Genomic DNA, 22,638 nt, shown 5'->3' with positions numbered 1-22,638 from the left:
ACAATCGGTTCACGACGCGCGGCCGCGATCCTCGAGCTCGTGTAGCGCTCCGTTGATGTGAAGGACGTTTGACCCACCGGCCTCAGCCAGCTGTTTCTGAGGAAGCTGGAGCGCCCAGAGATTCGTATACTCGTCTGCAAACGTGCCCGCGCTACCCGCGAGGATCCTCTTGTCGATCCTGATGACGTTGTCACGATGCAGCTCCCACAGCGCGCGCTCGACCTGGGTTCCCGTCGGCATGACGACCGCGTCAAGCGCGTGGTCCGACCATGCTTCTTCGTGGGCGACCGCCATGATCTTGAACGGGGCAGGGAAAAGCCAGAGGCCGACGCCGCGTAGCTCGCCGTTGCGCTTCAGTCCTTCGGCTACGCGAAGCGAGCGCTCCTGCAGGGCCTTCCAGCGCACAGGCTCGACCGAGATGCTGGACAGCGGAGCGCGCATGGCATCGAACCAGCGACCGAAGGCGGCCAGGGCGTCCCGAAGCCGCTCATCGCCGAAGCGGTCGGAGTACTGTGTCGCTTCATCGAGCAGCTCTGGGTCGCCGTTCACGACGAACCGGGCCGCCGCATCGAAGAACCCACTGTCGCGCTTGGCGAAGCGTGCCCACGCGAGTGCCTCTGCCATCCAGACCGTGAACTCCGGGAGTTCACCGAGGTCATCACGTGTCTCGGCAAGCATCGCGTTCAGCTCGCGGTCGAACGGCTCTCCAGCGTCGGCAAGCAGCTCGCCCACGGAGCGCGCGTTCTTGGGCCTGAGCCGCTCGTAGTCGTCTTGCAGCTGCTCCGCCCGCACGGTCGTAGAGTGTACTCCAGTCCCGGCACGCCTAGAATCTGTCGCGCGAGGCATCGTTGGAAAGCTCCTCGTCGCTCGAGAGCCGCCGGACAGCGCGTCCAACGAGCTCGACGAGCTCCCGTTGTAGCTCAGGCGGCTCCACCCGCATCGAGCCCGTCCGCGACGGTTGCCAGTCGTCTGGCTAGCTCGCGACACGAACGGTACGGGAGGCGTCGTTCCAACAGCTCGCCTTCGATCACCCAGGTGTCGTGCTGCGCCGGATGCCAAGTCGCTGCTGCGATCCGCCGTGCAACCGGGCCGCGAAACAGCAGCAGAGCGTCGTTCGGCCGGTCGTGGTCGATCCCGTAGCGCGGGTCATCGCCTTCCCAAGGGTCGCTCGGAACGGGCGCACTGGGGCGGACGTTGGGGAGCACGGTGATACTTTCGACGTTGGCGAGTCGGAACGTGCGGGCCGCGCGGCGCTTCCTCGAGAATCCACGAAGGTAGAGCACTCCGTTGTGGAGCCAGACCTGCCATGGCTCTACGTCGTGGACGACACGCTCGTCTCGCCACGCGCTCCGGTAGGGAGGCGGACGAGCGGCGGCCCGCGCTGGAGAGGAAGGGGAATTTCGGCTCCCCCTTGTTCCGGTCAAAGGCGAGCCACTCCGCGATGACCGTGCGCGGCTTGGACAGGAGCGAGCGGGCGGAGCGCAAGGGCCTGGCGACCGCGCGGGGACGGAACGCCCAGCTCGACGCTAGCGCGAAGGCCAGTGCGGGATTGCTCTCCAACAGCTGGGCCGCGCCGGGACAGCGGGCCAGCAAGGACAGGACGTGCCAGTGGCGCTCGGGCAGGGGTGCAACGCGTCCTCGAACGGCGCGCGGGAACGCGCTGAAGAACTGGACGGCGGCTTGGTGGCGTCGGGTGAGCCCGGCGCGGTGCGCTTCGAGGCGTTGGGGCGCGGCCTCGCCATCCCAGCGGCTGACGAACTCCGCCATGGCGCGTTGCTCGTAGCCCGGCCGGGCCACTTGTCGAACTTTGCGGAGCACGGGGTCGCGGGGCCGGAACTGCGTCCAGGGGCTGCCCCGGTCCGTGCGCCAGGCCCGACAGTCGGGCCAAGCGCTGGGCACGAACGCGCCGGTGGCCATGCTGATGACGAGCTTGTCGCCCTTCGTGTACCAGCGGTCGCGGCCCGGTCGAAAGATCATGGTACCGAAGCGTCGGCTGCCAGCCGCGCACCAGTTCCGCTTGCCACTTCGACTCTGGCCAGCCGGCGCGGCCGCGGGCGCGGTGCAGGGCGTCGAGGTGCGGAATGACGGTGTCCGGCGGGTGGCCGAGGGCGACCAGGCTGGCGCCGATGACGGTGCCGGTCCGACCGGTCCCAACCGTGGCAGTAGACGACCACCCCCTCCCCCGCCTCGATGCTGCCCAGGACGGCGGCGACGGCCGCGGCGATGACGCGGCATTCGCTTTCGGGATCCGGCGGGGGGAAGCCGCCGGCATTGCGAATGAACGTCGAATGGGCGAGAGCGAGGAGGGCGCCCAGCGCGCGGCGCCGTGCGCCCTTCCCATCCCGCCTACTTCGATGGCGGCGCGTTTCCGCGCCCGCCCCCGGAGGGCTTTCCTGTGGTGCTCGGCCAGTTTCCGCCCTGACTTCGCCCGCTCTTTTCTCCGAAGCCGCCGGCCTTCGAGCCTGTTGCTCCGCGGCCCTTCCCGCCAGAGCTTGGTTTGCTTCCGCCACTCTTACCTTTGCCCATTTTCCTCTCCTTTCGTGCCAGGCGTACGGCGCCCGGCGGTCAGTCGGCTTCATTCATCCTCTGCACCAGCAGATCGTTCCAGTTCACACTCGCGACGCTGAACGCGTAGCCCTGCCCCGTGTCGCGCTCCTCGACGTGAACCGCGCCCATGGCTTGAAGCTCGTCGAATATTTTGCGAAGCTCGTTCCCCGACACGAGTTCGAAGACCTTCTCGGCTTGTAGCCAGCGGATGAACGGACCGAGGTGGACCTCGCGAAACTTCCGTTCGTGCATGAAGCGCAGCATCGAAGCGACGTAGCGTTCGTGCCACTCGTTCGGTTCGATCTGCCGGGCAGGCGACGGGATCCGATGCCGAGGTTGTGACGGAGACTCAGACTTCGACAGTTCCAGGTTTGGCGGAGCTGCGCGCCCCTTCAGGTCGAGGACATCATCGAGCTCGATGATGCTCGCCTTGGGCGAATTGCTCACGAACTCGCGCACGTCTCCCGAAAGGCAAGGACGTAGCGAACAGACCGTGATGCGGCGGTCGGACTCCTTCAGTCTGCGCAGGATTGGCAAGTAGTCGCGATCGCCGCCGACGAGCGTGACATGTTCGAGCTCGGGTCGAGTGAGGACCACCTGGAGAATGTCGAGCGAGAGCTCGATGTCGGCGGTGCTCTTGTCTCGCCGCGAGTCCGTGAATCTGGGCAGAACACCAGCGATCTGGAGCTGCCGCTGCGCCGTTGTCGGGAGCTGCTCCCAGTCGGCGTAGCTGCGCTCGACGACGAGCCCGATTCCCTGGTCGCGGAGCCGCTTGCGGAGCTCCGCGACACCGTCCATCGAGGCAGAGAGGGCCGCCTCACGCTTGAGCTGGTAGTCACCGTTCAGCAGCGCGAAAAATACGTTTTCGAAGTCGATGAAAAGCGCGCCGGTGCGATGCACGACCGCCAGCACCGGCTCCGCTGCATCTCGTCCTTCATCGGTCATCGATTTGCCGCCTTCGCGATTGCCAACCGGCGGAACATCACCCGAAGCTGTTCTCGCCGGATCTCGGGAGCAGTCCCGATAGGCTCGGCACCGGGGGCGACGGAGGCAAGCAAGCCAGCTGAGGCATCGTTTAGCTCTTGCTCGGTCGCGGTAATCGGGGGCAGCACGAGCAAGTACGCGAAGCGTGCGAAGTATATTCCAACCCGCGTCACGCGCGGGATGCCCGGGTCTCTCTTTCGTTCGGCATGCGCGAGCAGTGCGTAACCGACGAGTTGGCGGACCATCCAGCGTTCGACTATCGAATCACGGGTGGTCTTGATCTCGACGAGCAAGTCGCCGAAGATGGCATCCGCATCAGCTCCGCCGATGGCGGCGGATGCGGTGCCAAACACCGGGTTCAGCGTCGCGCGCCCCTCCCGCAACAGTGTGTAGACTGGTGCGCAGGCGAGCAACGCGGCCACGTCCGCGACGGCTTGTCGGCTCGGCTTCAGACGAAAAGGGAGCGCCGCTGGGCCCGCGCGGAAGAACGGGTCGATGCCGGCGAGGACCGAGCAGTGATGCGCCAGTTCGGAGCGATGGCGGTCCCGAACTGAGCGTTGCTTCACGTAGCTCTCGACGTATCCCCGGGCTGCGGCGAGCGCTCGGCGTGCGGCGCGTTCGCGGGCGTCACGCCCGAAGATGCTCTCGTACAACGCGACCGCCGTTTCGGCAACCCATCGGCGCTTCGTGGGTGTGCGCGTCACGCGTTCGATCTCGAAGCGAAACGCGTAGTCGAATGCGGTGCCCACGAGGGCCGCGTGCGCCGCACCCGGCAGCGTCGGAGCGACGAGTTGGGAGAGCTTCAGATTGCGCGTATATTCCGGCAGGAGCGGATCGAGCACCGCTTTGCATTTTGGATCTCGGATAGCGGTGGTCAGCGACATGGCGCACCTTCGGGAGTTCGGTCCGTTTGGCATCGAAGGAGCAGAGCGCGCGCGATCGCGCTTTTGGGCGAGAGCGCTACCGCGCGGCGCGCCGCTGCTTCGGCGCGCGACCAGTGGCCGAGCTCCCACTGGACGAACGCCATCGTGATCCAGAGCGTGCCGAGGGCTGGATGCTCGTGCGGTAACGAAAGGATCAGCCTTGCAAGCGGGGCAACGGCTCGCGCGTAGCTCGCTGACTGAAGGGACGAGCTCACGTGAGCGTGAAGCTCGAGTCGATCTGAAGCAGTCGCCTTTTTGTGTGCCATGTGAAGCCTCAATTGATCTTTTCGGTTCAAGTTGGTCCGACGCGTCCGCGGCTCAGTCTGGAAACCACTCCATCGGCGCGCGGATTTGGAGGCGTTTCAGCGCCATAAGGCCGGTTTCGAGCTGCCGCGGCGCAATGACGTGCTGGACCGCGGCGCTCACCTCGGAGGCGACGTGCCGGATTACGTCTACCCCCGGCTTTTGGTACTCGGTAGGGTCGGCGCCCGTGCGCCAGGTCATGTAGACCACCGCAACGCGCGTCGCGGGCAAGCCTCCGCCGCCGCCGCCCATCACGTTGGCGTTGCTCACGCAAAGAGTCCCGTAGTTCTTCAGCCGCTTGAGGATCTTGACGGCCACGCCTTCCAGACGCTCTGCACGCTCAGCGTCGCACGTGAAGAGCACCGTCGCGAACTTGTGCCCGCGGTGTTCCCGGTGAGACCGCCATCGGCTGAGGACGTGGTCCGACGAATGCGAGGAACGGCCCAGATACACTTCAATGTCGTCGAGGCCCGCACGCAAGTGCAGGTCCTGCAATCCGTGGATCACCTCGATCGTTCGACGGACGGCGTTCGCGACGCGAATATTGTAGTGCGGCGCACCGTTGATTCCTTGCTCGACGGCGTAGTGCTCTGCGGTGTCGATTCTGAATGCGAAGTTTGTCATTGGATTTCCTCGTACCTTGTTCCTTGTGTCATTCGCTGGGCTTCGGCTTCGCCTGGCGGGCGTCAGGACGCGCACTCCAGACACACGCCATCTCCTGGGATGGCAGGTCTGCGCTCCCCTTCCGCCCAGCACTGCATGCAGCAGCCAGACAGCACACGCTGCCTCGGCGTTGCCGAGCAAAGCGGCTGCGAGCGAGGTGGCTCCACCGGCCCCACGGCGAAATGGGAAGCAGTTGGTCTTTCGGATTGCGTGTTCATGGTTGTCCTCCGACCCGCTACGGAGCAACTGCCGTGCCTAAGTGCAGCACCTACGAAAGCTGGGGAATTTTCGGTAGTTACAGAGTGCAACGACAGCGACGTCCGCGAGTTCGATCACTAGCGGCCAACCCGGACCTGATCGCACTCGCGCCCTGACCGGATACGCTCAGCGCTGATGCACCAGACGACCGAGGTCGACGACCCCAGAAGCGAGAGGCGTGGCGGCGCCGGGCGCCGCGCGCTCGTCATGGTGTTCCCGGCGGCCGCTGCCCTGGACCTGCCGCGAAACTCCCAAGCGGCGGGTCGTGCTTGGTTGGATGCGGCTGGCTTTGGCGATTCGAAGGTGTCGAATGATCACGTTCGGTTCAATACGCAGGGGCCGTCGGTGAGCGTCGAGGACCTCGGGTCGAGGAACGGGACCTTCGTGGACGGGAGTCGACTTGACCCTGGTGACGTCTGCACGCTGTTCGACCGCGCCGTGATTCGCATTGGGGGTACCGTCCTTGTGTACCGGGAGAGCTTCAGCGGCCCGAACGCTCCCGATCCGCCAACCGGGGGGCTTGTCGGGCCGTTCGGCCTTCGCTCGTTGGCGGCGGAAGTCGAACGGATGCAAGCCATCATCGGTGATGCCAGCAGACCGATTCTCGTCACCGGTGAGACCGGAACAGGAAAAGAGCTGCTCGCCCAGGAGCTGGCCCAACGGTTGCGCCGTCGTCCTGCCGAGCCCTTCCTCGTGACCGCAACCCCGCCGCACCTATTCGATTCGATGTTGTTCGGACACGCGCGCGGATCATTCAGCGGCGCTGACAGAGACTACGACGGCGTCCTCAAGCGGAACGCCGCAGGTGCCGTGTTGCTCGACGAAATCGGCGATCTCCCTGCGGATGAGCAACCGAAGCTGCTTCGCTTTCTCGACAGCGGCGAGATCCAGCCACTCGGCAAACGCCCGGAAAGAGTCAGCGTGCTCGTGATTGCCGCCACGAATCGGTTCGACCTGCTCGAACGGGAGGACCGGTTCCGCCCCGACCTCTTGGCCCGGTTTTCGTGGAGGCTGAAGCTCTCGCCGCTTCGCGAACGGCGGGAGGACATCTTTGCGATTGCCGACGCGCTGGCCACGAGAATCGCCGGGCGCGGATACGCCCGCGATACAGTCGACCCGCGGGCGATCGAGCAGCTGCTACTCCACCCCTGGGACCGAGGAAACTCGCGCGAGCTTCGCCGGTGTGTCGAGCTTGCGGCAACGCGCGCGTCGCCGCCGCAATTGCCGAACCGAGCCGTGAGCGAAGCGCTCGCGGAGCTCGGTGCGCCGAGGCAGGCATGGCCCGTGACCAGTCTCAGCCGGGCACGCGCGCGCCAGGCGCTTGAAGCGGCGGGCGGCAATCAGAGCAAGGCGGCCGAAACGCTCGGCATCAATCTCCCTCAGCTGAGGCGAAAGCTCGAAAAATAGTCAGTGGTTCAGAATCCTCGGTACTTCGAGAGGTTCTCACCGACCGGCTCGACGGAAAAGACAACCACGCCGACGTTGTTCATGGTTCCCTTCGTGGACCTGAGCCCTACGCAAAGCACGCCGGTACTCAAACCACCCGGGTATCGCGTGGACAGCCGGTCGAGAACCTGCCCGCGATCGCGAACCCAGATCTGGAACGACCCCGAAGTGAGCTCGTCCGTCGTGACTTCCACCGGCGTCGCGGGGATCTCCGGCTTCGCGGGCCAGCAAACGGGGTCGCGGCCAGCGGGCTGCGCGCAGACCTCGGCTTGCGGATGGGACTTTTGCAACGCGGACCGCCCAGCATCCTGGGCCCATTGATAGCGGAGCCACCAGCGGTCGCCAGAGCCGAGCAGTGCGCCCACGCGGGAGCAATCGCCGCCTCCAAACTCCGGGGATTTGGAGCAGCAATGGCGAACATATGCGGTCCATGGGCTAGTCGAAGCCGGACTCGGAGTTTCGCTTTGGTGCGCGAGCGAAAATGCGGCGAATATCGCGACCAGTCCGCCCGTACCCACGAGCGTGAGCAACAACACGAGCAATACTACCCAGCTGGTGCCTCGAGGTCGTGCTTGGAGCCGTTGCCCGACGTTCGCCACACCAGCGGTCGTGCTCGCGTGCGAAGCGCCCCCGCGGACAGCCTGATTCCGCCCCGGCAGTGCCGGCGCCGACTCTGGAGACTCTTCCGTCGTACTTCTGGCCGGGCTCGAGATTTGGGCGATGAGCCGACACAGCGTGGCGCCTTCGCGAAGCCGATCACGGGGATCCAGGGCGAGCGCCGGTGCGACCAGTTTCGTCCAGGGAGTGATCGGCAGAGTGAGCGCGCCCGCGCCCTGCTTTGCTCGTCTGTAGGCGTCGACGAAGTCCAACTGCGTCGCGTCCTCGCCGAGTCCGGTCGGATGTCCGCCAACCAGGAGCTCCCAAGCCGTCACACCCCAAGCGAACACGTCTAGCGACGGCGCATCGGCGTACTCGCCCCAAGTCCGCGGGTCGAGTTGCTCGGGGGCGAGGTATGCTGGAGTTCCGATCGTCCGGTCCGCGCGAGTGAGCGGGTCCGGGTTGCCGGTGGACACCGCGATACCAAAGTCGACGAGACGCACGGCGTCGGGTCGGTCGGGTTGCACGAAAAACTCGTCGGCGACGAGAATGTTCTGTGGCTTGACGTCGCGGTGCACGACGCCTGAAGCGTGCGCATGCGCCAGCGCTTCGGCCACACGCTTCAAAACATCGAGCCGGCGCGCCAGCGTCAATCTCGGGTCGGCCGCGTGATCAGCAAGCGAGCGGCCGCGCACGTGCTCGAGTACGAGCGCGAGTAGCTGCAACCGCGGCTCGATGATGAGCAAGAAGCACTCGACGATCGCTGGATGGTGAAGCAGCACGAGCTGGTCCGCCTCCCGCTGCGCGCGCTCGCGCGCCGTGTTCGAGGCGCGAGATAGGTCCAGGATCTTCAGCGCGCGCTCCGCCCCTGACGTTCGATCGCGTGCGAGCCAGACGGAACCCTGCCCGCCGCTTCCCAGCGGAGAGATGAGCTCAAACGGCCCGACCACTAGCCCGGGTTGCAGCACGTCGGCTCTTCAGAGTACCAGCGGATCCCACGCCGACCAACGGAAGGTGTCGGCCAGAAACGAGATCACCGCGCCGCGATGGTCCTGGAAGCCATCAAAGACCCCGTGCACAAGGCGCTCTTCGTAGGGCACTTCGGAGCGGTGGGCATCATTCTGAATCCCCCCGGGAATCCCAGAGACCTGTTCAGAAGCGAAAGCCCGCGGCGTCCCGCTCGAACAACGGTTTCTCCGGCTGGAACCCGGCCTCCCGGTCCTTCGTCTTCGCCTCCGTGACCGAGCCTTGCGAGGCTGCCGCGTTGACCTGCCTGGTGATCCGCGTGTCAGCGACTTCGGCCATGCGCCCGATGTGATCACCGTCCACGGATCCGCCCGCAGGTCGTCGCGCACGTGGCCGCGAAAGCTCGATGGCAGCTTCAAGATCGAGGCCGTCGTCGATCATATCGTCCATCTCGTGGAGGCCGAGCTTGCCCGGGTCGTGCCCGACGTGGTGATCCCGCGCGGCATCCCTGCATCGAGATCCGGCCTCGTCCTGCTGCAACTGGCGGCGGTGAAGCTCGGTGTGGTCGCGCCCAGGTCGGAGGCCGAGGCGCTCCTCGAGGGCATCACTGATGGCCAGTTCAAGTGGCGTGTCGAAGAGCATCTGACCCACGGCGGGCTCACGGACCGTGATCTTCAGCGCCTCGGCGACGCCAACGGGTTGTTCTTCAGCAGGCCGATGAAGCTCGACGGCGACCCGTTCGAGCTACACATCGGACCGATGGGTCCAGCTCCTCAGAATCGGCCGCATCGTGAACACCAAGGTCGAGCGCCGGTACGTGATTATCTTGGACGACCACGAACTGACCGAGTTCACGCTGGCCGACCCGGCGGGGAGCGGACTGGTGATGCTCCATCGGGGCGAGTTGACCGAGGCGTGGAAGCTCGGGGCGAGGAAGGGCGTGACGTGGGTCGGGACGGTGTCCGCCAGGAGGTGATGGTGGCGCCGTTCGAGTGCCCCTTTGCGCAGGCCAGCCCGGCGCTCTCACCCGACAACCCGCGGATTGGCCACAGTCTTTCGCCGGGTGCGCTCACCTCGTCGTGAAGTTATACTCGCCTGAATGGCCTGGACAGTCGCCGCAATCGACCCCCTCACCGGCTCGCGAGAGCTGCTAGTCGAGGTCCACCCCGATATGGGAGAGGTCACCGACGCCACGTTGCATCCTTTTGCGGAACGTCTGTTCCATCGGAACGTCAGGGTGGGATTGGTGGTGACACCGGCGCAGACCGTCGTGCTACGCGACACGCTGTCGAGTATGCAGTTCGTCGACAATAGGTACGCGCTTGCCCGGTTGGATACGGACGTTCTCATGCGCCACGCTCGTCTCGGCGGGCCACGAAGCGGCGAGCACTTTCTGTCTCAGGTAGTCACTTGGCTCGAGGCCGTTGGCTCGTCCTGGTACACGTTCCTCCACGAATCGGCCGTACAAGCGATGGTACCGGACGTCGTAGGCAATCTAGCGGGGGCAACGCTCGAGACCTGGGAGGGACTCCTGGAATCTCACGATGCGGCTGAATGAGCGCTAGCGCACAGCCGATCGTGTATTGCGAGACGAACTGGATCGTTGCGCTCGCGTTTCCGCACCACCAACTGCACGGCGTGGCGAAGAAAGTGCACGAAGCTGGTAAGCGAGGAGAGTGCTCAGTTCGCGTTCCTGCCGCCGCCATTCTCGAAGCGAGAGGAACACTCAGCGACGTGAGCACACAACTCAGCTCGTCGTTCGCGGCCTTGAGAAACGACGTATTGCGGGCGGTCGAAAACGGTCTTGCGCAGTTCTCGGAACTGTCCGTTGCCCTGCGCTCGGACGTCGTCGATACCTACGCGCAGCGGAACACGCTGTCGTTACTCGACACGCTCGAAGCGGATTCGTCCATCCGTATCCTCGACGAGGTCGCGGCGCACATCACGACGGTTCGGGAGCTGCGTGCCAGGCTCCATTTCGACGCCAAGGATATCGTAGACCTGCACTTGCTCGCATCGATCATTCACGACCGGCGGCAGGACATCCGTGGGCCTGCGCTCTTTTTTTCGCACAACAAGAAGGAATTCAGCCCCAAGCGAGGCAAGGTACCCGACGATCTGTACGCGGAGTCGAAACTCGTGTGGAGCGACGATTTCGATCTCGAATCCCGACTCGGGCAGTGGCGCGCGCTCTACGAATCGCCACGCCCTTGATGCGCCCAGAGCGGCAGTCGTGCGATTCGCTCACTTGGATGCGCACGCCAACTACAACTGGCCGACCCTCGCGACGGGTTTCATGAGCGCCGCCCCTTTGGATAGATACCGAAAGTTGATGAACGAACTCCTCTTCGTGAGAGAAGCCGAAGGGGGGCAGCTGTCCGACGAGCTCGAGTCTTCCTACGTCGAACGGCTGGAGGAACTGTGGTGGACGCTTTCGGAGTCTGAGCAAAAAGAGTACGAGGCTGATCGTGTTGGTCCTGGCGCCCTCGGCGGACCGGAACACCTCGATCTGGTCGACCGAGCGGTTCACGAAGGTGACGACACCGGCCCGAGGGAGGCACACTGACGTGTGACCTACGTCCCACCACGCGGTTTCTCCGCCCGTCCGGACCGCGACTGACCAACGGCCACGCCAACATCCGGAGCACGCGTGATCTCGGAGGGTGCCAACTGCCGTTGAGATCGAGGATATGAAGCGCGCGGTTCCGCGTTGGACCGACATCATTCTCAAAAGGCCGAATACTCACCTCCTCGTCGCCGCCGCCAGCCAGCTACGAACTGCCAGCCACGTTTCCGGACCGACGGGGGCGCTGCCAGGACCCGCGAGCTCGTGGATCGCAAAGCGACGCTGCTCCGCGACGAGCTGTAGCGTCGCCCGTTCGGGTTCCAAGACGCGATAGAAGTAGGTCCACCCCGCGAAGGCGCAGGCACCCATGTCTCCAACGCAGTGGCTCATCTCGAGGCCTTCCTTGACCAAGGCGTCGAGGGTTTCGATGGGGTGGATAACGCGAGTTCCCGGAATGGGCGCGGGGTCGAAGCGGGTGGTGCCATAGCGCCGGACGAGGACCCGGGAATCGGGCAACCGAGCCCGCCGGAGTGCCTCAGCAGCCCAGCGGTCCCGCAGACGCCGAAGATGAGCAACGGAGCGGCACCGCTCCAGCCGATCCGTGGCGTCGTTGCGCCCGACCTTTTCGCCAAGGACCTCGACGTCCAGGGCAAAGGCTGTCGCCGCCTCTAGCGCGGCGGGCCGAGCACGCGCCTCGCGGAGCACTGCCCGGAAGAACGGAAAGGGAAGACACCATTGCGCGCCGAGCACTCGCGCCAGGTCCTCGACCGTCACGTCCGGTGCATGGCGCAGCCAGTGGACGATGTCCGGAGAACGCAAGACCCGGTCGAGTAGCTCCAGCTCCGCGTCGGATCGCCGAAGCCCGCGGACTCGGAGCAGCAAGCGCAGCGTTGTTCCAGTCGCTCCCGAGCCGATGCACCAGCGCAGGACGTGTAGCCGCTTGCGCTCGAGCACGCGACAGGCCACCCGCACGGGAACGTCGCCCTGCTCCACGTAGGCCGCGAAGAGCCAGAGTAGGTTCGGGGCCGCTACGGCTAGATCGACGGCGGCGGGCGTAGCTTGCAACAGGCCTTGGATGGTTTGTCGGTACGACGCGAACAGCTCCAGTAGCGCCGTCGGGTCTCTCGCTGGATCGGACATGGCGCTCACCCGGTCAACCGAAGGGCGGCCTCCAAACAGCCGCGCGCACCATGCGCCGCCGCCTCGATGAGCACCGGGCGCAGGGCGCCCGCGCGCCAACCCGGCGCGGCGGCGCGGATGCGTGCCGCGACCGCGGCGGCGAGGGCGAGATCTTCAGCCTGGGGCGACGGGTTTCCGCAGACGAGCAAGTCGAGGCCTGCCGCTGCCATGCCGGCATCTCCGGTGTGTTCGAGGGCGCGTCGAACCACGGCGCGAACGAATGCGTCCACCGGCGGCTCGAAGGCGAGAACGCGAAAACACCGACACAGCGACAGATGCGAGATGATCCACAAGAAGCGGCTCGGATCTGTACTTGCTACCCGGTCCTGAAGCCGTTCCAGCGCGGCGCGCAGGAGATCAGGGGACAGCACCAGGGGCCCGACCAGACGCACCGCAAGGTCAGGATCGGCGTTGAACAGCGGACCGACCAGGTGTCGGACGTAGCTCGTGGTCACGTCGCAGGCGGGCAGCTGGTCCCAGCCGTAGAGTGACAGCTCCGCCTGGAGCCTCATTGCGGTGAGTCGGGTCTCGGAGTCGCTCGTGCCCAGAGCGGCAGCGTGTATGAAGACGCGGGGCCACTTGGGGACGACCTCGCCGAGCCCAACCGCGTCCACCGCAACGGCGTGGCCCGACGCAACCAGGCCTTCCGCAAGCCTCTCCGCAGGAACGCCGAGCTCGGCCGCGAGACGCGCCAGCTCGACCGGACGGGCCGGCTGCATTCGCCGCAAGAGGAATGCGGAGTCCAGGACGCGATCCGGCGGTGAGCGCTCCCCTGCTCGAGGTGCATTGCCCAGCGGAAGCCCGGCGACCAGACGGAGCAACTCCGCCGCCTCCACGCGATCGTGATGCGATCTCATGGATGCCAGCGTGGCACGGCGAGGACGCAGCCCCGGTGAGGATGGAATGCTCGTTCCATCTTGGTTCCACCCGCCGTAAGCTGGGAGCACGGTCAAATGGTGCGCAAGCGCAGGCAGAGGTCGCCCACGGGCAGAGCAGCTTCGGCGGGGATCCTGCGTCGACTGCGGGCGGCTTTGGAGTCCGGCCAGGCGTACACGTACGCGGAGCTCGCCCGGGACGCGAAGTGCAGCCAGCGGACGGTCCGCAACTACCTGGACGTGGCCGAAGAGGTGATGGACGTGTTTCCGATCGAGGGAACGTCGCTCGACATTCGCAAACGTCCACCTCGGGTGCTAGCTCGTGGTTTCGGCACGGGGTGCGTACCAATACTCGGAGCTCCAGCTTCGGACGCTGCGGGCCTGGCTGCGCGCAGCGGACGAGCGGCCGCGCATCGCGGTGCGATTCCGCTACCGAAGCCCGAGCGCGGAACCGGGCCTTCGCGTCGTCTGGCCACTGGGCGTCGTGATTCGCGATCTCGCCCACGTTTACCTCGCCGGCGTGCCCGCCGAAGCGCAGAGCCCTCGGGACGTGCGCACCTATCTCCTCGAACGCGTCGAATCGCGCGGGAAAGGACGGGCGATCGACGTGCTGCGAGGCGCGGATGCGACGCGGCCTCCCGACGGGCTCGATCGCGTGCGCGTGGAGAGCGCCATCGACCTACCGTTCAGCATGTTTCCCGCCGACGAGGGCGACGCCGTGACCGTGCGCGTGCGCGTCTGCGCCGAGCAAGCGCCCTACATCGTCGGCCGCCGATGGCACAGCCGCCAGAAGATCCGTCGCTTCCGCGACGGTGAGGTCGAGATCCGTTTTGGGCCGGCCAATCGTCGCGAGGTGGAGGCGTGGGTGCGGCAGTGGGGGGATGGGGTTTTGGAGTGGGATTCTGCTTAGGCCCGCGGCGGCGTGTCGACCACGCGGCCACGAATCCTCACCCAGGTGCCCTCGCTTCGTCGGGCATCCAAGCGACGACGGCGAAGTAGCCCGGACCTCGCTTACGCGCAAACTCCGAATCAGCGCGGAACGCCGCACAATACTTCAGACTCCATTTCGGCCCGTGTGCCCCTATCGCACGGGTTGCCTTTTCCAGATCCTGCCCGAGCTCAACGCCCCACCAAAATGTGAGCAAGAGAGCAGCGTTCGTCTCCCGCGCACCCTCCAGCTTGTCGATGTCGCTCAGCACTTGGCTCAACGCCTTATTGGCAGCCGAATTCCACCACTTGGCCTCGACAAGAATCTCTTGGCCGCCAATCTCGAGCCTGAGATCGAACCACTTGATCGGATCCTTGTCTCCCGTGCGTTTGGCAACCTCCCAACTCACCTTGGTCTCTCGAAGCCACGCCTTCCAGATGGTGTACACAAGTGTCGTCTCGTAGACCCAATAGGTGAGTCCGTGACCGTTTGAAATTTTTCTAGCAATGTCCTCCTGGGCCTCCAAGGCACTCCGGAGGCTCTGGTCTTCCGATTGAAGTGCGCGAGCGGCAACCCGAAGCACTCTTAGCAGTTCGGGTCGGTCCTCGAGGTCGTGGGTGTCGTCGAAGTGCTTGCTGCTGATGTCGGGAACATTCATGCCTAGGGTCCTCTTCCCGAAGCTAGCTGTGCCACCTCATGTTCGCAATTGGCAAACCCCACGTGTGGTCGAGTCGGTGACTCGCTCACATGCTGTGATTTGCGCCGACGTTGATGCAAACGCCAATCAGGCGAGCACGACCATCGGATTTCGCTGTTGCGCCGCTGCCACCGTGAAATGAGTCCGCGCCGCGGGGTTCCGCGTCGAACCAACATCATTCTCAAAGGAGCGGTACCGAGGTATCGTGGGGGCGTGGCGAGTGGGTTTGAAGTTGATGCGGAGCCTTGTCAGCTCCGCGACCTCATCCTCGCCGAAGCGAAAGCCCGCGGCGTCCCCCTCGAAGAACGGTTTCTTCGGCTGGAACGCGGCCTGCCGGTCCTTCGTTTTCGCCTCCGTGACCGAGCCTTGCGAGGCTGCCGCGTTGACCTGCCTGGTGATCCGCGTGTCAGCGACTTGGGCCACGCCCCCGATGTGATCACCGTCCACGGATCCGCGCGGAAGTCGTCGCGCACGTGGCCACGAAAGATCGACGGCAGCTTCAAGATCGAAGCCGTCGTCGATCACATCGTTTATCTCGCCGAGGCCGAGCTTTCCCGGGTCGTTCCCGACGTGGTGATCCCGCGCGGCATCCCTGCATCGAGATCCGGCCTGGTCCTGCTGCACCTGGCGGCGGTGAAGCTCGGCGTTCTCGCGCCCGGATCGGAGGCCGAGCTGCTCGTTGAGGAAATCACCGACGGCAAAATCAGGCAGCGTGTCGAGGCTCACTTGGTCCGAGGTGGACTCAAGGACGGTGATCTTCAGCGACTCGGCGACGCCAACGGCATGTTCTTCAGCAGACCGATGAACCTCCCCTTCGATCCGTTCGAGCTACACTCGGACCGATGGGTCCAGCTACTCAGAATCGGCCGCGTCATGAAGACCAAGGTCGAGCGTCGGTACGTCGCTATCTTGGACGACCACGACCTGACCGAGCTCACGCTGGCCGACCCAGCCGGCGACGGGCTGGTGAGGCTCGCCCGGGACGAGCTGACCGAAGCGTGGAAGCTCGGGGCGATGAAGGGCGTGACGTGGGTGGGGACGGTGTCCGCCAAGAGGTGAAGGGGGTGGCGTCTACTGGTTGGAAATTCGAAGGCAATGCTGGAGCGTCAGACCTGGACCGTTGTAGAACCATCTGAAAGCACCATGGCCAAGGCCGACCAAATCAAGGCTCTGATTCGGAGCCACGCAGAGGGCGACGACAGTCGCTTCTACGCCATCGCCATGCAGGTCGCCGCGCAAGCAGCCCGCAACGGACACGGCAAGTTCGCCCAGGAGCTGCGGCAACTGGTTGATCGCGCGAAACAACGCGCCGCGGCCGCGGCAGCGTTGCAGGTCCCGAAGCCGGTCCCACTGGCCCAACCGCGCGGCGAGCTGGCCGGCCTGTTGACGGTGGGCTACCCGAAGACCCGCCTTGCGGACATGGCGCTGGAGGAAGACCTGCACCAACGCATAGAGCGCGTGCTGGTCGAGCAACGCCAACGCGAGCGCATTCGCGGGCACGGATTCGCACCGCTACGGAAGCTGCTCCTGGTCGGTCCTCCTGGAACGGGCAAGACCATGACCGCGGCCGCCCTGGCCGGCGAGCTCGGCCTCCCGTTGTTCACCATCCAGCTGGACGGGCTCATCACCAAGTACATGGGTGAAACAGCGGCGAAACTGCGGATCGTCTTCGATGCCATTCAGTCCACCCGCGGGGTGTACTTGTTCGATGAGTTCGACGCTCTCGGCGGCCAACGAGGCACCGGCAACGATGTCGGAGAGATTCGCCGCGTATTGAACTCCTTTCTTCAGTTCTTGGAGATGGACGAGTCCGACAGTCTCATCGTCGGAGCCACCAACCACGCGAAGCTACTGGATCGTGCCCTATTCCGCCGTTTCGACGGCGTGCTCGAGTACCGGCTTCCGTCGGAAGACGTCGCATTGCAGGTGATGCGCGCACGGCTCGGTCTGCTGGACACGTCGGCAGTTGATTGGGCAGCAGCAGCCAAGGCAGCAGAGGCTCTCAGTCACGCTGAGATCACTCACGCTTGTGAGCAGGCGGCGAAGAACGCCATCCTCGAGCAAACCACCAAGGTTCGTAGTCAAGAGCTGGTCGCCGCCCTGAGGGAACGGCAGAGCGCGCACGCATAGCCGCTGACGGGGGCTGACCGATGGCATCTCCGCGGAACCGTCGCCACATCATCGTGCCGGGTAACCCGACGGTGGAGAGATACACCCCGCATCGCCGCAAGATCGAGGCGAAGAAGCTCCCCGCGCCGGCGAGTCGTCCGGCTCACGGCGCGGCGTTGAAGCAATCCCTCGAGAATGCCACCGACGAAGCCGCCGTCCGGCGGGAGAACGCGACCGATGCGGGCATCACAGTGCACGGCGCCGTACCGGGACTCGTGCTCATCGCGCTGTCGATGCACAACCTCTCGATTGGCTACGTGCAGCTCTCGGCTACACCTCGGACCTCTCCCTCAAACGGTTCGACCATCCCGACCAGGTCTTTTCCGCGTTGCACAAGGACCGCCGGGGGGCATCGTCCCCTCAGTCTCGCGTTCAACACGCAGGTTCGAGACAGGGTACGTCTCTGATCGGGAGATCCTCGCGATTTGCGATGACGGTGACTAACCTTCGCGCGATCCTGACGATAGCTTCGCGTGGCAGCTCAATCGCCCTCGGACCTCGGGGAACGTCGCTCACTTCCACAGCACAGCGTCCACCGTGCTCACGCCGAACCCACCCGGCAGGTCCCCAGGCCAACGGGGTCAACGAACGTCCGCGTCTTCCTCGCCGCCGAAGCCTCGCTCTCTTGCTCTCGCCAGGACAATCCGGTTCAACAACGTGCGGTCAGCGGGGTCGACGTTCTCGACCTTCACATGGAGCATCAGGATTCCTAGATCGTGCTTCGGCGCCGTCAGCCCCAAGGCTTCGTCGAAGAACGAGACCGATGCAATTCGAACACCGGCGAAGTCCAGAATGAGGACCTCCGGATCGTTCCAGTCCTTCTCGATCGCATGGCGTTCGTGCGCGCCGTCACCCCGCGATAAACGTGAGGGAAGACCAGCGGCGCGCGGGCAGCTGCACCTCATGCGTCGCGTGGATGTGAAACGCCGCGAACGCCACAACTGGCTGCCGCCCCCTGGCCGTTCGGGCAGCACGATGTGTCCGTCCCGGTTCCTGATGAATGCGTCCACACAAACGGTCATGTGTGCGGTTCGTAGAGGCGGCAGCCGAGCGCCCAGCGTCGCCAGCCTTTTCGCTCGCGCCGACTTCGGTCGCACCGTACGTGCTCGCGCCAAGCCAACAGACCCCCTACCCCAACCCCTTCAAGCGCACACCAAGCTCGCAATTGATGGGTCTCGGCTACATGCCCCGCGCCAGCGCCATCACCGCTCGGATGACAGCGACGACGCGAGTCCGGGTGCTCGGTGGCAGCGCCGCGAGCTCGTCGGCGATTTTGCGGACAGCACGAGGCCACGCGACCGGAGGCCTAGCGCGCGCAGGATTGGCCCGAACGCCTGGGCCGAGGAGATCCTGCACCTGGCAGGCCAGTCCGTTGCTGGCCAAGCGATCGAGCGTGCTTAGCGGAGGATCACGCAGTCCGCGCTCAATCTCGGACACGTACTTGGCGGTGTAGCCGGCCCGCACGCCGAGCTCTTCCTGGGTGAGGTTGCGTGCTTCGCGCAGCTCTCGGATCCGGCTGCCCACTCGTCGCACCAGCGTGCCGCGGTCTCGCGCCATTGGCGCACTCATGCCGGTGGCGAGCTGCCGCGGACAGCCACCAATAGTTCCTATATTGGCGCTGGTTACTACCACGATCTGTGGTAGTCGAGAAGGGGTCCCGGTACGAAGGAGGAAGAGAGATGTTCGAGCGCTGGATCGTGGCACTGAGCGTGGCCTTGCTCGGGTGCTCTGGTGGCGGAGGTGGCGGCGGCGTGGCGGGGAGCGGGGGGACGGACGGAGGTGGGGGCGGCACCGGCGGCGGCGGAGCCAGCGGCACGATCGGGGAGTACTGCTCGAGCACGTGCGCACGGGTCCACGAGTGCGACAACTCGAGAGACACCCAGACGTGCGCGGCGCAGTGCAACAACCAGAACGCCGCTCTGGGGCCGAAGTACCGACCGGAGTACCTCCAGTTTCTGACCAGCTGCTTCCTGGGAAAGGACTGCGTGACCGTGCTCGCAGGTTCGGCGGTCGACGACTGCTCGAAGCAGGCAACTGCCGCCCTGGCCCCAAGCTCCGCCGGGCTCGCGTTCTGCGATAGCTACGAACAGAGCACGCTCAACTGCTCCAAGCAGTTCGACAAGGCCACCTGTCTGGGCACAGTGAAATTCTTCTCGGACGCCACGCTGCTGGCGGCCCAGGCTTGCACGTCGAAGGGCTGCTCGGCCGTGGACTCCTGCGTGGACGCTTCCTTCGGGATCCCGCTGTCCATCTCCGTCATTCCGAGCTCCTGCACCGACACGTGCACGTACTCTTCGGACGGCACCTGCGACGACGGCGGGCCGGGCGCGTCGTATTCGCTGTGCGCGCTGGGGACCGACTGCACGGACTGCGGGCCGCGGTAGGCGCAATTGCCGGGGCGTTGAAACCGCATTCGCGTCGGGGGGCGTAGCTCGCGACGGCGACGTGGAGGGAGCGGCGCGCCCTGGGCTCCAGCATCCACATCATCGAAAGTCGTCGCGGGGATGACGTCCGTGTGACCTCCCTTGGAGTCGCTTCCGGGAATGGAGGGTTAGACGGCACGGAACCGCGAACCGCAACCCGCGGCCGGCGGATGTGGAGTCAAGCATGCGCAAGCGGCAGAACGGGGCGGCGAGCGCCGCCAAACGTCGCCCTTGCCGCCGCAGAGTGTCACACGGTCACACACTCACTTGAGAACGAGAAGGCATGACGGATCGTAGACCGCCACCACGGGCGTGCCGTGCTCCCGAAAGTGAATCGCCCGGATGCCCCGGCTGCTGAAGTAGGACGTGATGCGCTGGTTCTGTGTGGACGAACCGACGCTTGCGTTACGACCGACGATGATGCCCCCGTGCTCTCGGATATGCCACAGCACGTGATCTTGAGTGTCGCCCGTGCCGCTTTCGGAGGCGAACTCACTCATGACCTCACCGGCATCGAGATTCAAGACACACTTGAAGACGGCGGCATGACTCTGCTCCCACTTGCTGCGCGAGAGGTAGATCGCCGCGCCGTAGATGGTGTTTTTCGCCAGGCCTGGCTTCCAGCCGTTGGCGACGATCTCGTCGTACACGTTCGTGGAGTGTGCCCACTCGCCATCGAAGGGCGTTGGCGTCGCCAACGACCCTGCATCCGCGTTCGAGATGTACGACACTGGGACGCCAGGAGCAGCCGCCGCCGTGCGCGCAGCAACGATCCTCTCCGCCACAGTCTTGCGTCTGATAGCCATGCGGCACGAGACTATCAGGGAGCGCCCGCCCCGTCGCCGCCCAACGTGAGCGTACTCCTATGAGCTGTCGCACCGCACGGGAATGGCGGGCGCGCTTTCCACCGCGCCGCTGGCGTCGCCTACCGTGCCGCCACTGCCCGCGCAGCAGGGTCACGTCGTGGTTGGCCCTGCTGCTGCAAGCAAGCACCAGGGGCAACCCGAGAGGCCAGACCGGCGACACGAATGCCCAAGCCGCGCCCTGCTCTGACGGATCACCGGCCGGCGACCAAGGCGGCAAACATGAGCCGTCGGTGCGAATCGCAGGCCGCGCCCGCTGGCGTGCCCAGGAGCCCTCTGGGATTCTGTGGCGATGATTTCACGCCGGACAGGCCGCCAGTGGGCGGGCAGCGTCCACTTCCGAAACAGAGCACGAGCATCTCGAGCTCGCTCGAATCATCAGTTCCAAGGTCGCCAAACCGTCGTCGTTCTTGCTGACGTGCTGCGACTTGTGCCAGCGGTTGTGTGCGTGCGTGCGCCCGCCACTTTGCAGCCAACCGGATGCTCACGTCCAGCACTAGCCGTCCGTCACTGATGCCCAGCGCGGCCCGAAACACGCAGTCGGGGTCGTGCGGCCCGCTGCAGCACCGGTGTGCGCCGCCTGGAGATCAGCGCGATTCTGGCTTGACCAACCGTGATACGTTAGTAAGTATTCACTCAACAGGCACGCAGCGCTTTGCCCGCGAGCCAGTTGATGGAGGTCACGATGGCATCCGCCGCATCGCAAGCAACCGCGTCGACATGGTCGGCCTCCGCCATAGGCGCCACGCGCCTCGCGGGGACGCCGTGGCGGCATTGCCCCGTCGTCCGTGGCGTGTACATCAGCGCCGTGCACCTCGGCGCGCGCCTGGCCAAGGCAGGGGTCTCCGCCCATCTGCTGACCCTCACGTCGCTGGTGTTCGCCGCCGCTGCGGCCGTGGCGGTGACACAGGGTTGGTTCCAGGTGTCAGCTGTGCTCCTGATCGCGAGCGGCGCGTGCGACTTGCTCGACGGCATAGTTGCGCGGGCGGGTGCAACGGCGGGCCCCTTCGGAGCGCTACTGGACTCGACCGTAGACCGCATCGCCGACGGACTCCCCTTACTCGGACTGGTCGTGGTGTACACCGGAACTGGACCTGCTGCAGCCGTACCCGCTGCAGCCATGATCGGTGTCTTCTCCGTGAGCTACGTCCGAGCGCGCGCCGAGGCCCTGGACATATCGCTTCCCCCGCTCTTCATGCGCCGTCCTGAGCGCGTAGTCCTGCTCGTCGTAGCTTTGCTGCTGGGGAACGTCGAGTTCACGTGGCTGCCGATTTTGGCGCCAGTCACCTTGGCTGTGGTTGCGGGCATCGGCGCAGCGAGCCTGTGGGCGGCGGTCGTCACGTTGCGCCTAGCACGCCACGCCTGCGAACGCCGGGCCGAGTGACGATCCAGGCGCGCGAGCTCTGGCAACTACTCCGACCAGGTCGAGAGCAACATTCGAGCAAGCGCCCGCAGGACGTCGCGAGCCAGCTCGTGGCGGTCCTCGAGAACGTCGATGAATCGCTCCACCGGAAGGACCAAGGCGAGCAGTGGTCCCGCCGCCGTCGCCGTAAACCACCGCGGGTGGTGCCCAAGAACGTCGAGTCCGCCCAGCGCAGTGCCGGGCCCGAGCGTGAATGCATCGCGACCTCCGATCTTGGCGCGAACGCCGCCGCGCAGCACGAACAAGGCGTTGTCGGCAGGACTGCCCTCTTGCCACAGCTCGAAACCCTCGCCACAGCGCAGCTCCGTCGCGTCCCGCGCGAGTTGTACCAGGGCACCGATGTGAGCACGCGCGAACGGTAGCGTGTCGCGCAGAAACAGCACCCGGTCGATCATCGTGAGGGGTCGCGAGTCGCGTTCAAAAGCCCTGCTGAAAGCCTCCGGCGCCGAAGCGGGCGTTGCTCGAGTTCGGGTTTCAATGATCTCACGAGCCGTCGCGCTGGCGACGGCGAGGTACAGTGAGAACTCGTCTTCGAGCGCCGCCGACAGGTCGGCAGCGGGAACCTCGAGAGCCAACCCATCCGACCGCGCACGCACGACGCCGTCGAATCTTGCGCTCGCAAGCCAGGGCACGAGGTCTGGCGCAAGAACGGCGAATCCGCGCGCGCCCGCCGCGCCCCGCCGCAACGTGCCGTCCGGAAAGAAGCGGATCGCTCCTGGTGAAGGTGGCGGAGCGATCTGGCCACGGCTCACGGATACCTCCCTCGCACGCTCGGCTAGGGAAACCAGCACCGACGGCGCGAGCTCTGAGAAGAAGGCGATTTGCTGA

General features: G+C 65.5%; 26 protein-coding genes. 11 read left to right on the top strand and 15 right to left on the bottom strand.

All coding sequences use genetic code 11. The annotated features are described in order from the left end of the window. Nucleotides 1-9: 9 nt before the first annotated feature. From H6717_06535 to H6717_06515, 5 genes are all read right to left on the bottom strand, one after another. Nucleotides 10-792: a hypothetical protein gene (locus tag H6717_06535; GenBank protein ID MCB9576669.1), complete on the bottom strand. Its 783-nt coding sequence runs from the start codon at nucleotides 790-792 to the stop codon at nucleotides 10-12. A gap of 128 nt (nucleotides 793-920) precedes the next feature. Then, nucleotides 921-1,424 (bottom strand): WYL domain-containing protein, encoded by a 504-nt coding sequence (locus H6717_06530; GenBank protein ID MCB9576668.1) that lies wholly within the window; start codon nucleotides 1,422-1,424, stop codon nucleotides 921-923. A gap of 1,141 nt (nucleotides 1,425-2,565) precedes the next feature. Continuing rightward, complete coding sequence (locus H6717_06525) at nucleotides 2,566-3,492, bottom strand: NYN domain-containing protein (protein ID MCB9576667.1); 927 nt, start codon at nucleotides 3,490-3,492, stop codon at nucleotides 2,566-2,568. Further along, on the bottom strand, nucleotides 3,489-4,415 hold the full coding sequence (locus H6717_06520) for a hypothetical protein (protein ID MCB9576666.1): 927 nt from the start codon (nucleotides 4,413-4,415) through the stop codon (nucleotides 3,489-3,491). Before H6717_06520 ends, H6717_06525 begins: the two co-directional genes overlap by 4 nt. Nucleotides 4,416-4,772: 357 nt before the next feature. After that, on the bottom strand, nucleotides 4,773-5,381 hold the full coding sequence (locus H6717_06515) for a hypothetical protein (protein ID MCB9576665.1): 609 nt from the start codon (nucleotides 5,379-5,381) through the stop codon (nucleotides 4,773-4,775). Nucleotides 5,382-5,813: 432 nt separating this feature from the next. On the opposite strand from H6717_06515, the gene H6717_06510 reads away from it, so the two are divergent. Beyond that, nucleotides 5,814-7,085, top strand: coding sequence for a sigma 54-interacting transcriptional regulator (locus tag H6717_06510; protein MCB9576664.1), 1,272 nt, complete (start codon nucleotides 5,814-5,816; stop codon nucleotides 7,083-7,085). 8 nt (nucleotides 7,086-7,093) lie between these two features. On the opposite strand, the gene H6717_06505 is transcribed toward H6717_06510, so the two are convergent. Further along, complete coding sequence (locus H6717_06505; protein MCB9576663.1) at nucleotides 7,094-8,689, bottom strand: serine/threonine protein kinase; 1,596 nt, start codon at nucleotides 8,687-8,689, stop codon at nucleotides 7,094-7,096. Between the two features lie 184 nt (nucleotides 8,690-8,873). After that, a complete protein-coding gene (locus tag H6717_06500) occupies nucleotides 8,874-9,338 on the bottom strand; it encodes a hypothetical protein (GenBank protein ID MCB9576662.1) in 465 nt (154 codons plus the stop codon). A gap of 139 nt (nucleotides 9,339-9,477) precedes the next feature. Here H6717_06500 and H6717_06495 point away from each other — a divergent pair, with 139 nt between their 5' ends. From H6717_06495 to H6717_06480, 4 genes are all read left to right on the top strand, one after another. Further along, nucleotides 9,478-9,663 carry a hypothetical protein gene (locus H6717_06495; GenBank protein ID MCB9576661.1) on the top strand — a complete coding sequence of 62 codons (186 nt, stop codon included), beginning with the start codon at nucleotides 9,478-9,480 and terminating at the stop codon, nucleotides 9,661-9,663. A gap of 123 nt (nucleotides 9,664-9,786) precedes the next feature. Continuing rightward, nucleotides 9,787-10,245, top strand: coding sequence for a hypothetical protein (locus H6717_06490; GenBank protein MCB9576660.1), 459 nt, complete (start codon nucleotides 9,787-9,789; stop codon nucleotides 10,243-10,245). After that, entirely contained in the window at nucleotides 10,242-10,901 is a 660-nt protein-coding gene (locus tag H6717_06485) for a hypothetical protein (GenBank protein ID MCB9576659.1), read from the top strand. Before H6717_06490 ends, H6717_06485 begins: the two co-directional genes overlap by 4 nt. Nucleotides 10,902-11,019: 118 nt before the next feature. Next, a complete protein-coding gene (locus H6717_06480) occupies nucleotides 11,020-11,253 on the top strand; it encodes a hypothetical protein (protein MCB9576658.1) in 234 nt (77 codons plus the stop codon). A gap of 177 nt (nucleotides 11,254-11,430) precedes the next feature. On the opposite strand, the gene H6717_06475 is transcribed toward H6717_06480, so the two are convergent. Both H6717_06475 and H6717_06470 read right to left on the bottom strand, forming a co-directional pair. Then, on the bottom strand, nucleotides 11,431-12,393 hold the full coding sequence (locus H6717_06475; protein MCB9576657.1) for a hypothetical protein: 963 nt from the start codon (nucleotides 12,391-12,393) through the stop codon (nucleotides 11,431-11,433). Nucleotides 12,394-12,398: 5 nt separating this feature from the next. Then, on the bottom strand, nucleotides 12,399-13,289 hold the full coding sequence (locus H6717_06470) for a hypothetical protein (GenBank protein ID MCB9576656.1): 891 nt from the start codon (nucleotides 13,287-13,289) through the stop codon (nucleotides 12,399-12,401). A 340-nt stretch (nucleotides 13,290-13,629) separates the two neighbouring features. On the opposite strand from H6717_06470, the gene H6717_06465 reads away from it, so the two are divergent. Further along, nucleotides 13,630-14,217 carry a WYL domain-containing protein gene (locus H6717_06465; GenBank protein MCB9576655.1) on the top strand — a complete coding sequence of 196 codons (588 nt, stop codon included), beginning with the start codon at nucleotides 13,630-13,632 and terminating at the stop codon, nucleotides 14,215-14,217. A 37-nt stretch (nucleotides 14,218-14,254) separates the two neighbouring features. Here H6717_06465 and H6717_06460 read toward each other — a convergent pair whose 3' ends face one another. Together H6717_06460 and H6717_06455 are read right to left on the bottom strand one after the other, a co-directional pair. Next, on the bottom strand, nucleotides 14,255-14,893 hold the full coding sequence (locus tag H6717_06460) for a hypothetical protein (protein ID MCB9576654.1): 639 nt from the start codon (nucleotides 14,891-14,893) through the stop codon (nucleotides 14,255-14,257). A gap of 126 nt (nucleotides 14,894-15,019) precedes the next feature. Beyond that, nucleotides 15,020-15,355 carry a hypothetical protein gene (locus tag H6717_06455; protein ID MCB9576653.1) on the bottom strand — a complete coding sequence of 112 codons (336 nt, stop codon included), beginning with the start codon at nucleotides 15,353-15,355 and terminating at the stop codon, nucleotides 15,020-15,022. 9 nt (nucleotides 15,356-15,364) lie between these two features. Between H6717_06455 and H6717_06450 the strand changes: the two genes are divergently transcribed. The 3 genes from H6717_06450 to H6717_06440 all read left to right on the top strand — a co-directional run bounded on the left by H6717_06450 (nucleotide 15,365) and on the right by H6717_06440 (nucleotide 17,508). Then, nucleotides 15,365-15,991 (top strand): hypothetical protein, encoded by a 627-nt coding sequence (locus H6717_06450; GenBank protein ID MCB9576652.1) that lies wholly within the window; start codon nucleotides 15,365-15,367, stop codon nucleotides 15,989-15,991. A gap of 84 nt (nucleotides 15,992-16,075) precedes the next feature. After that, complete coding sequence (locus tag H6717_06445; GenBank protein ID MCB9576651.1) at nucleotides 16,076-17,062, top strand: ATP-binding protein; 987 nt, start codon at nucleotides 16,076-16,078, stop codon at nucleotides 17,060-17,062. A 20-nt stretch (nucleotides 17,063-17,082) separates the two neighbouring features. Beyond that, a complete protein-coding gene (locus H6717_06440; GenBank protein ID MCB9576650.1) occupies nucleotides 17,083-17,508 on the top strand; it encodes a hypothetical protein in 426 nt (141 codons plus the stop codon). Between the two features lie 174 nt (nucleotides 17,509-17,682). Here the strand turns inward: H6717_06440 and H6717_06435 are convergent, their stop codons facing one another. Next, entirely contained in the window at nucleotides 17,683-18,123 is a 441-nt protein-coding gene (locus H6717_06435) for an STAS-like domain-containing protein (protein MCB9576649.1), read from the bottom strand. 157 nt (nucleotides 18,124-18,280) lie between these two features. Next, nucleotides 18,281-18,658, bottom strand: coding sequence for a helix-turn-helix domain-containing protein (locus tag H6717_06430; GenBank protein MCB9576648.1), 378 nt, complete (start codon nucleotides 18,656-18,658; stop codon nucleotides 18,281-18,283). A gap of 122 nt (nucleotides 18,659-18,780) precedes the next feature. Between H6717_06430 and H6717_06425 the strand changes: the two genes are divergently transcribed. After that, nucleotides 18,781-19,485 (top strand): hypothetical protein, encoded by a 705-nt coding sequence (locus tag H6717_06425; protein ID MCB9576647.1) that lies wholly within the window; start codon nucleotides 18,781-18,783, stop codon nucleotides 19,483-19,485. Between the two features lie 302 nt (nucleotides 19,486-19,787). On the opposite strand, the gene H6717_06420 is transcribed toward H6717_06425, so the two are convergent. After that, nucleotides 19,788-20,255 (bottom strand): hypothetical protein, encoded by a 468-nt coding sequence (locus tag H6717_06420; protein MCB9576646.1) that lies wholly within the window; start codon nucleotides 20,253-20,255, stop codon nucleotides 19,788-19,790. Nucleotides 20,256-21,072: 817 nt separating this feature from the next. Between H6717_06420 and H6717_06415 the strand changes: the two genes are divergently transcribed. Continuing rightward, a complete protein-coding gene (locus tag H6717_06415; GenBank protein MCB9576645.1) occupies nucleotides 21,073-21,771 on the top strand; it encodes a CDP-alcohol phosphatidyltransferase family protein in 699 nt (232 codons plus the stop codon). Between the two features lie 26 nt (nucleotides 21,772-21,797). On the opposite strand, the gene H6717_06410 is transcribed toward H6717_06415, so the two are convergent. Then, nucleotides 21,798-22,205, bottom strand: a complete 408-nt coding sequence (locus H6717_06410) for a cyclic nucleotide-binding domain-containing protein (GenBank protein ID MCB9576644.1) — start codon at nucleotides 22,203-22,205, stop codon at nucleotides 21,798-21,800. Nucleotides 22,206-22,638: the final 433 nt, after the last annotated feature.

Source organism: Polyangiaceae bacterium, from assembly GCA_020633235.1.
Lineage (GTDB): Bacteria > Myxococcota_A > Polyangia > Polyangiales > Polyangiaceae > JACKEA01.
This window is presented reverse-complemented; position numbering and strand designations above follow the sequence as displayed.

Excerpts from the sequence above, each read along its gene's own strand:
- H6717_06525 (MCB9576667.1), bottom strand. The coding sequence starts at position 3,492 with ATGACCGATGAAGGACGAGATGCAGCGGAGCCGGTGCTGGCGGTCGTG.
- H6717_06520 (MCB9576666.1), bottom strand. The coding sequence starts at position 4,415 with ATGTCGCTGACCACCGCTATCCGAGATCCAAAATGCAAAGCGGTGCTC.
- H6717_06515 (MCB9576665.1), bottom strand. The coding sequence starts at position 5,381 with ATGACAAACTTCGCATTCAGAATCGACACCGCAGAGCACTACGCCGTC.
- H6717_06510 (MCB9576664.1), top strand. The coding sequence starts at position 5,814 with ATGCACCAGACGACCGAGGTCGACGACCCCAGAAGCGAGAGGCGTGGC.
- H6717_06490 (MCB9576660.1), top strand. The coding sequence starts at position 9,787 with ATGGCCTGGACAGTCGCCGCAATCGACCCCCTCACCGGCTCGCGAGAG.
- H6717_06485 (MCB9576659.1), top strand. The coding sequence starts at position 10,242 with ATGAGCGCTAGCGCACAGCCGATCGTGTATTGCGAGACGAACTGGATC.
- H6717_06480 (MCB9576658.1), top strand. The coding sequence starts at position 11,020 with ATGAACGAACTCCTCTTCGTGAGAGAAGCCGAAGGGGGGCAGCTGTCC.
- H6717_06475 (MCB9576657.1), bottom strand. The coding sequence starts at position 12,393 with ATGTCCGATCCAGCGAGAGACCCGACGGCGCTACTGGAGCTGTTCGCG.
- H6717_06470 (MCB9576656.1), bottom strand. The coding sequence starts at position 13,289 with ATGAGATCGCATCACGATCGCGTGGAGGCGGCGGAGTTGCTCCGTCTG.
- H6717_06460 (MCB9576654.1), bottom strand. The coding sequence starts at position 14,893 with ATGAATGTTCCCGACATCAGCAGCAAGCACTTCGACGACACCCACGAC.
- H6717_06445 (MCB9576651.1), top strand. The coding sequence starts at position 16,076 with ATGGCCAAGGCCGACCAAATCAAGGCTCTGATTCGGAGCCACGCAGAG.
- H6717_06440 (MCB9576650.1), top strand. The coding sequence starts at position 17,083 with ATGGCATCTCCGCGGAACCGTCGCCACATCATCGTGCCGGGTAACCCG.
- H6717_06435 (MCB9576649.1), bottom strand. The coding sequence starts at position 18,123 with ATGACCGTTTGTGTGGACGCATTCATCAGGAACCGGGACGGACACATC.
- H6717_06430 (MCB9576648.1), bottom strand. The coding sequence starts at position 18,658 with ATGGCGCGAGACCGCGGCACGCTGGTGCGACGAGTGGGCAGCCGGATC.
- H6717_06425 (MCB9576647.1), top strand. The coding sequence starts at position 18,781 with ATGTTCGAGCGCTGGATCGTGGCACTGAGCGTGGCCTTGCTCGGGTGC.
- H6717_06415 (MCB9576645.1), top strand. The coding sequence starts at position 21,073 with ATGGCATCCGCCGCATCGCAAGCAACCGCGTCGACATGGTCGGCCTCC.
- H6717_06410 (MCB9576644.1), bottom strand. The coding sequence starts at position 22,205 with ATGATCGACCGGGTGCTGTTTCTGCGCGACACGCTACCGTTCGCGCGT.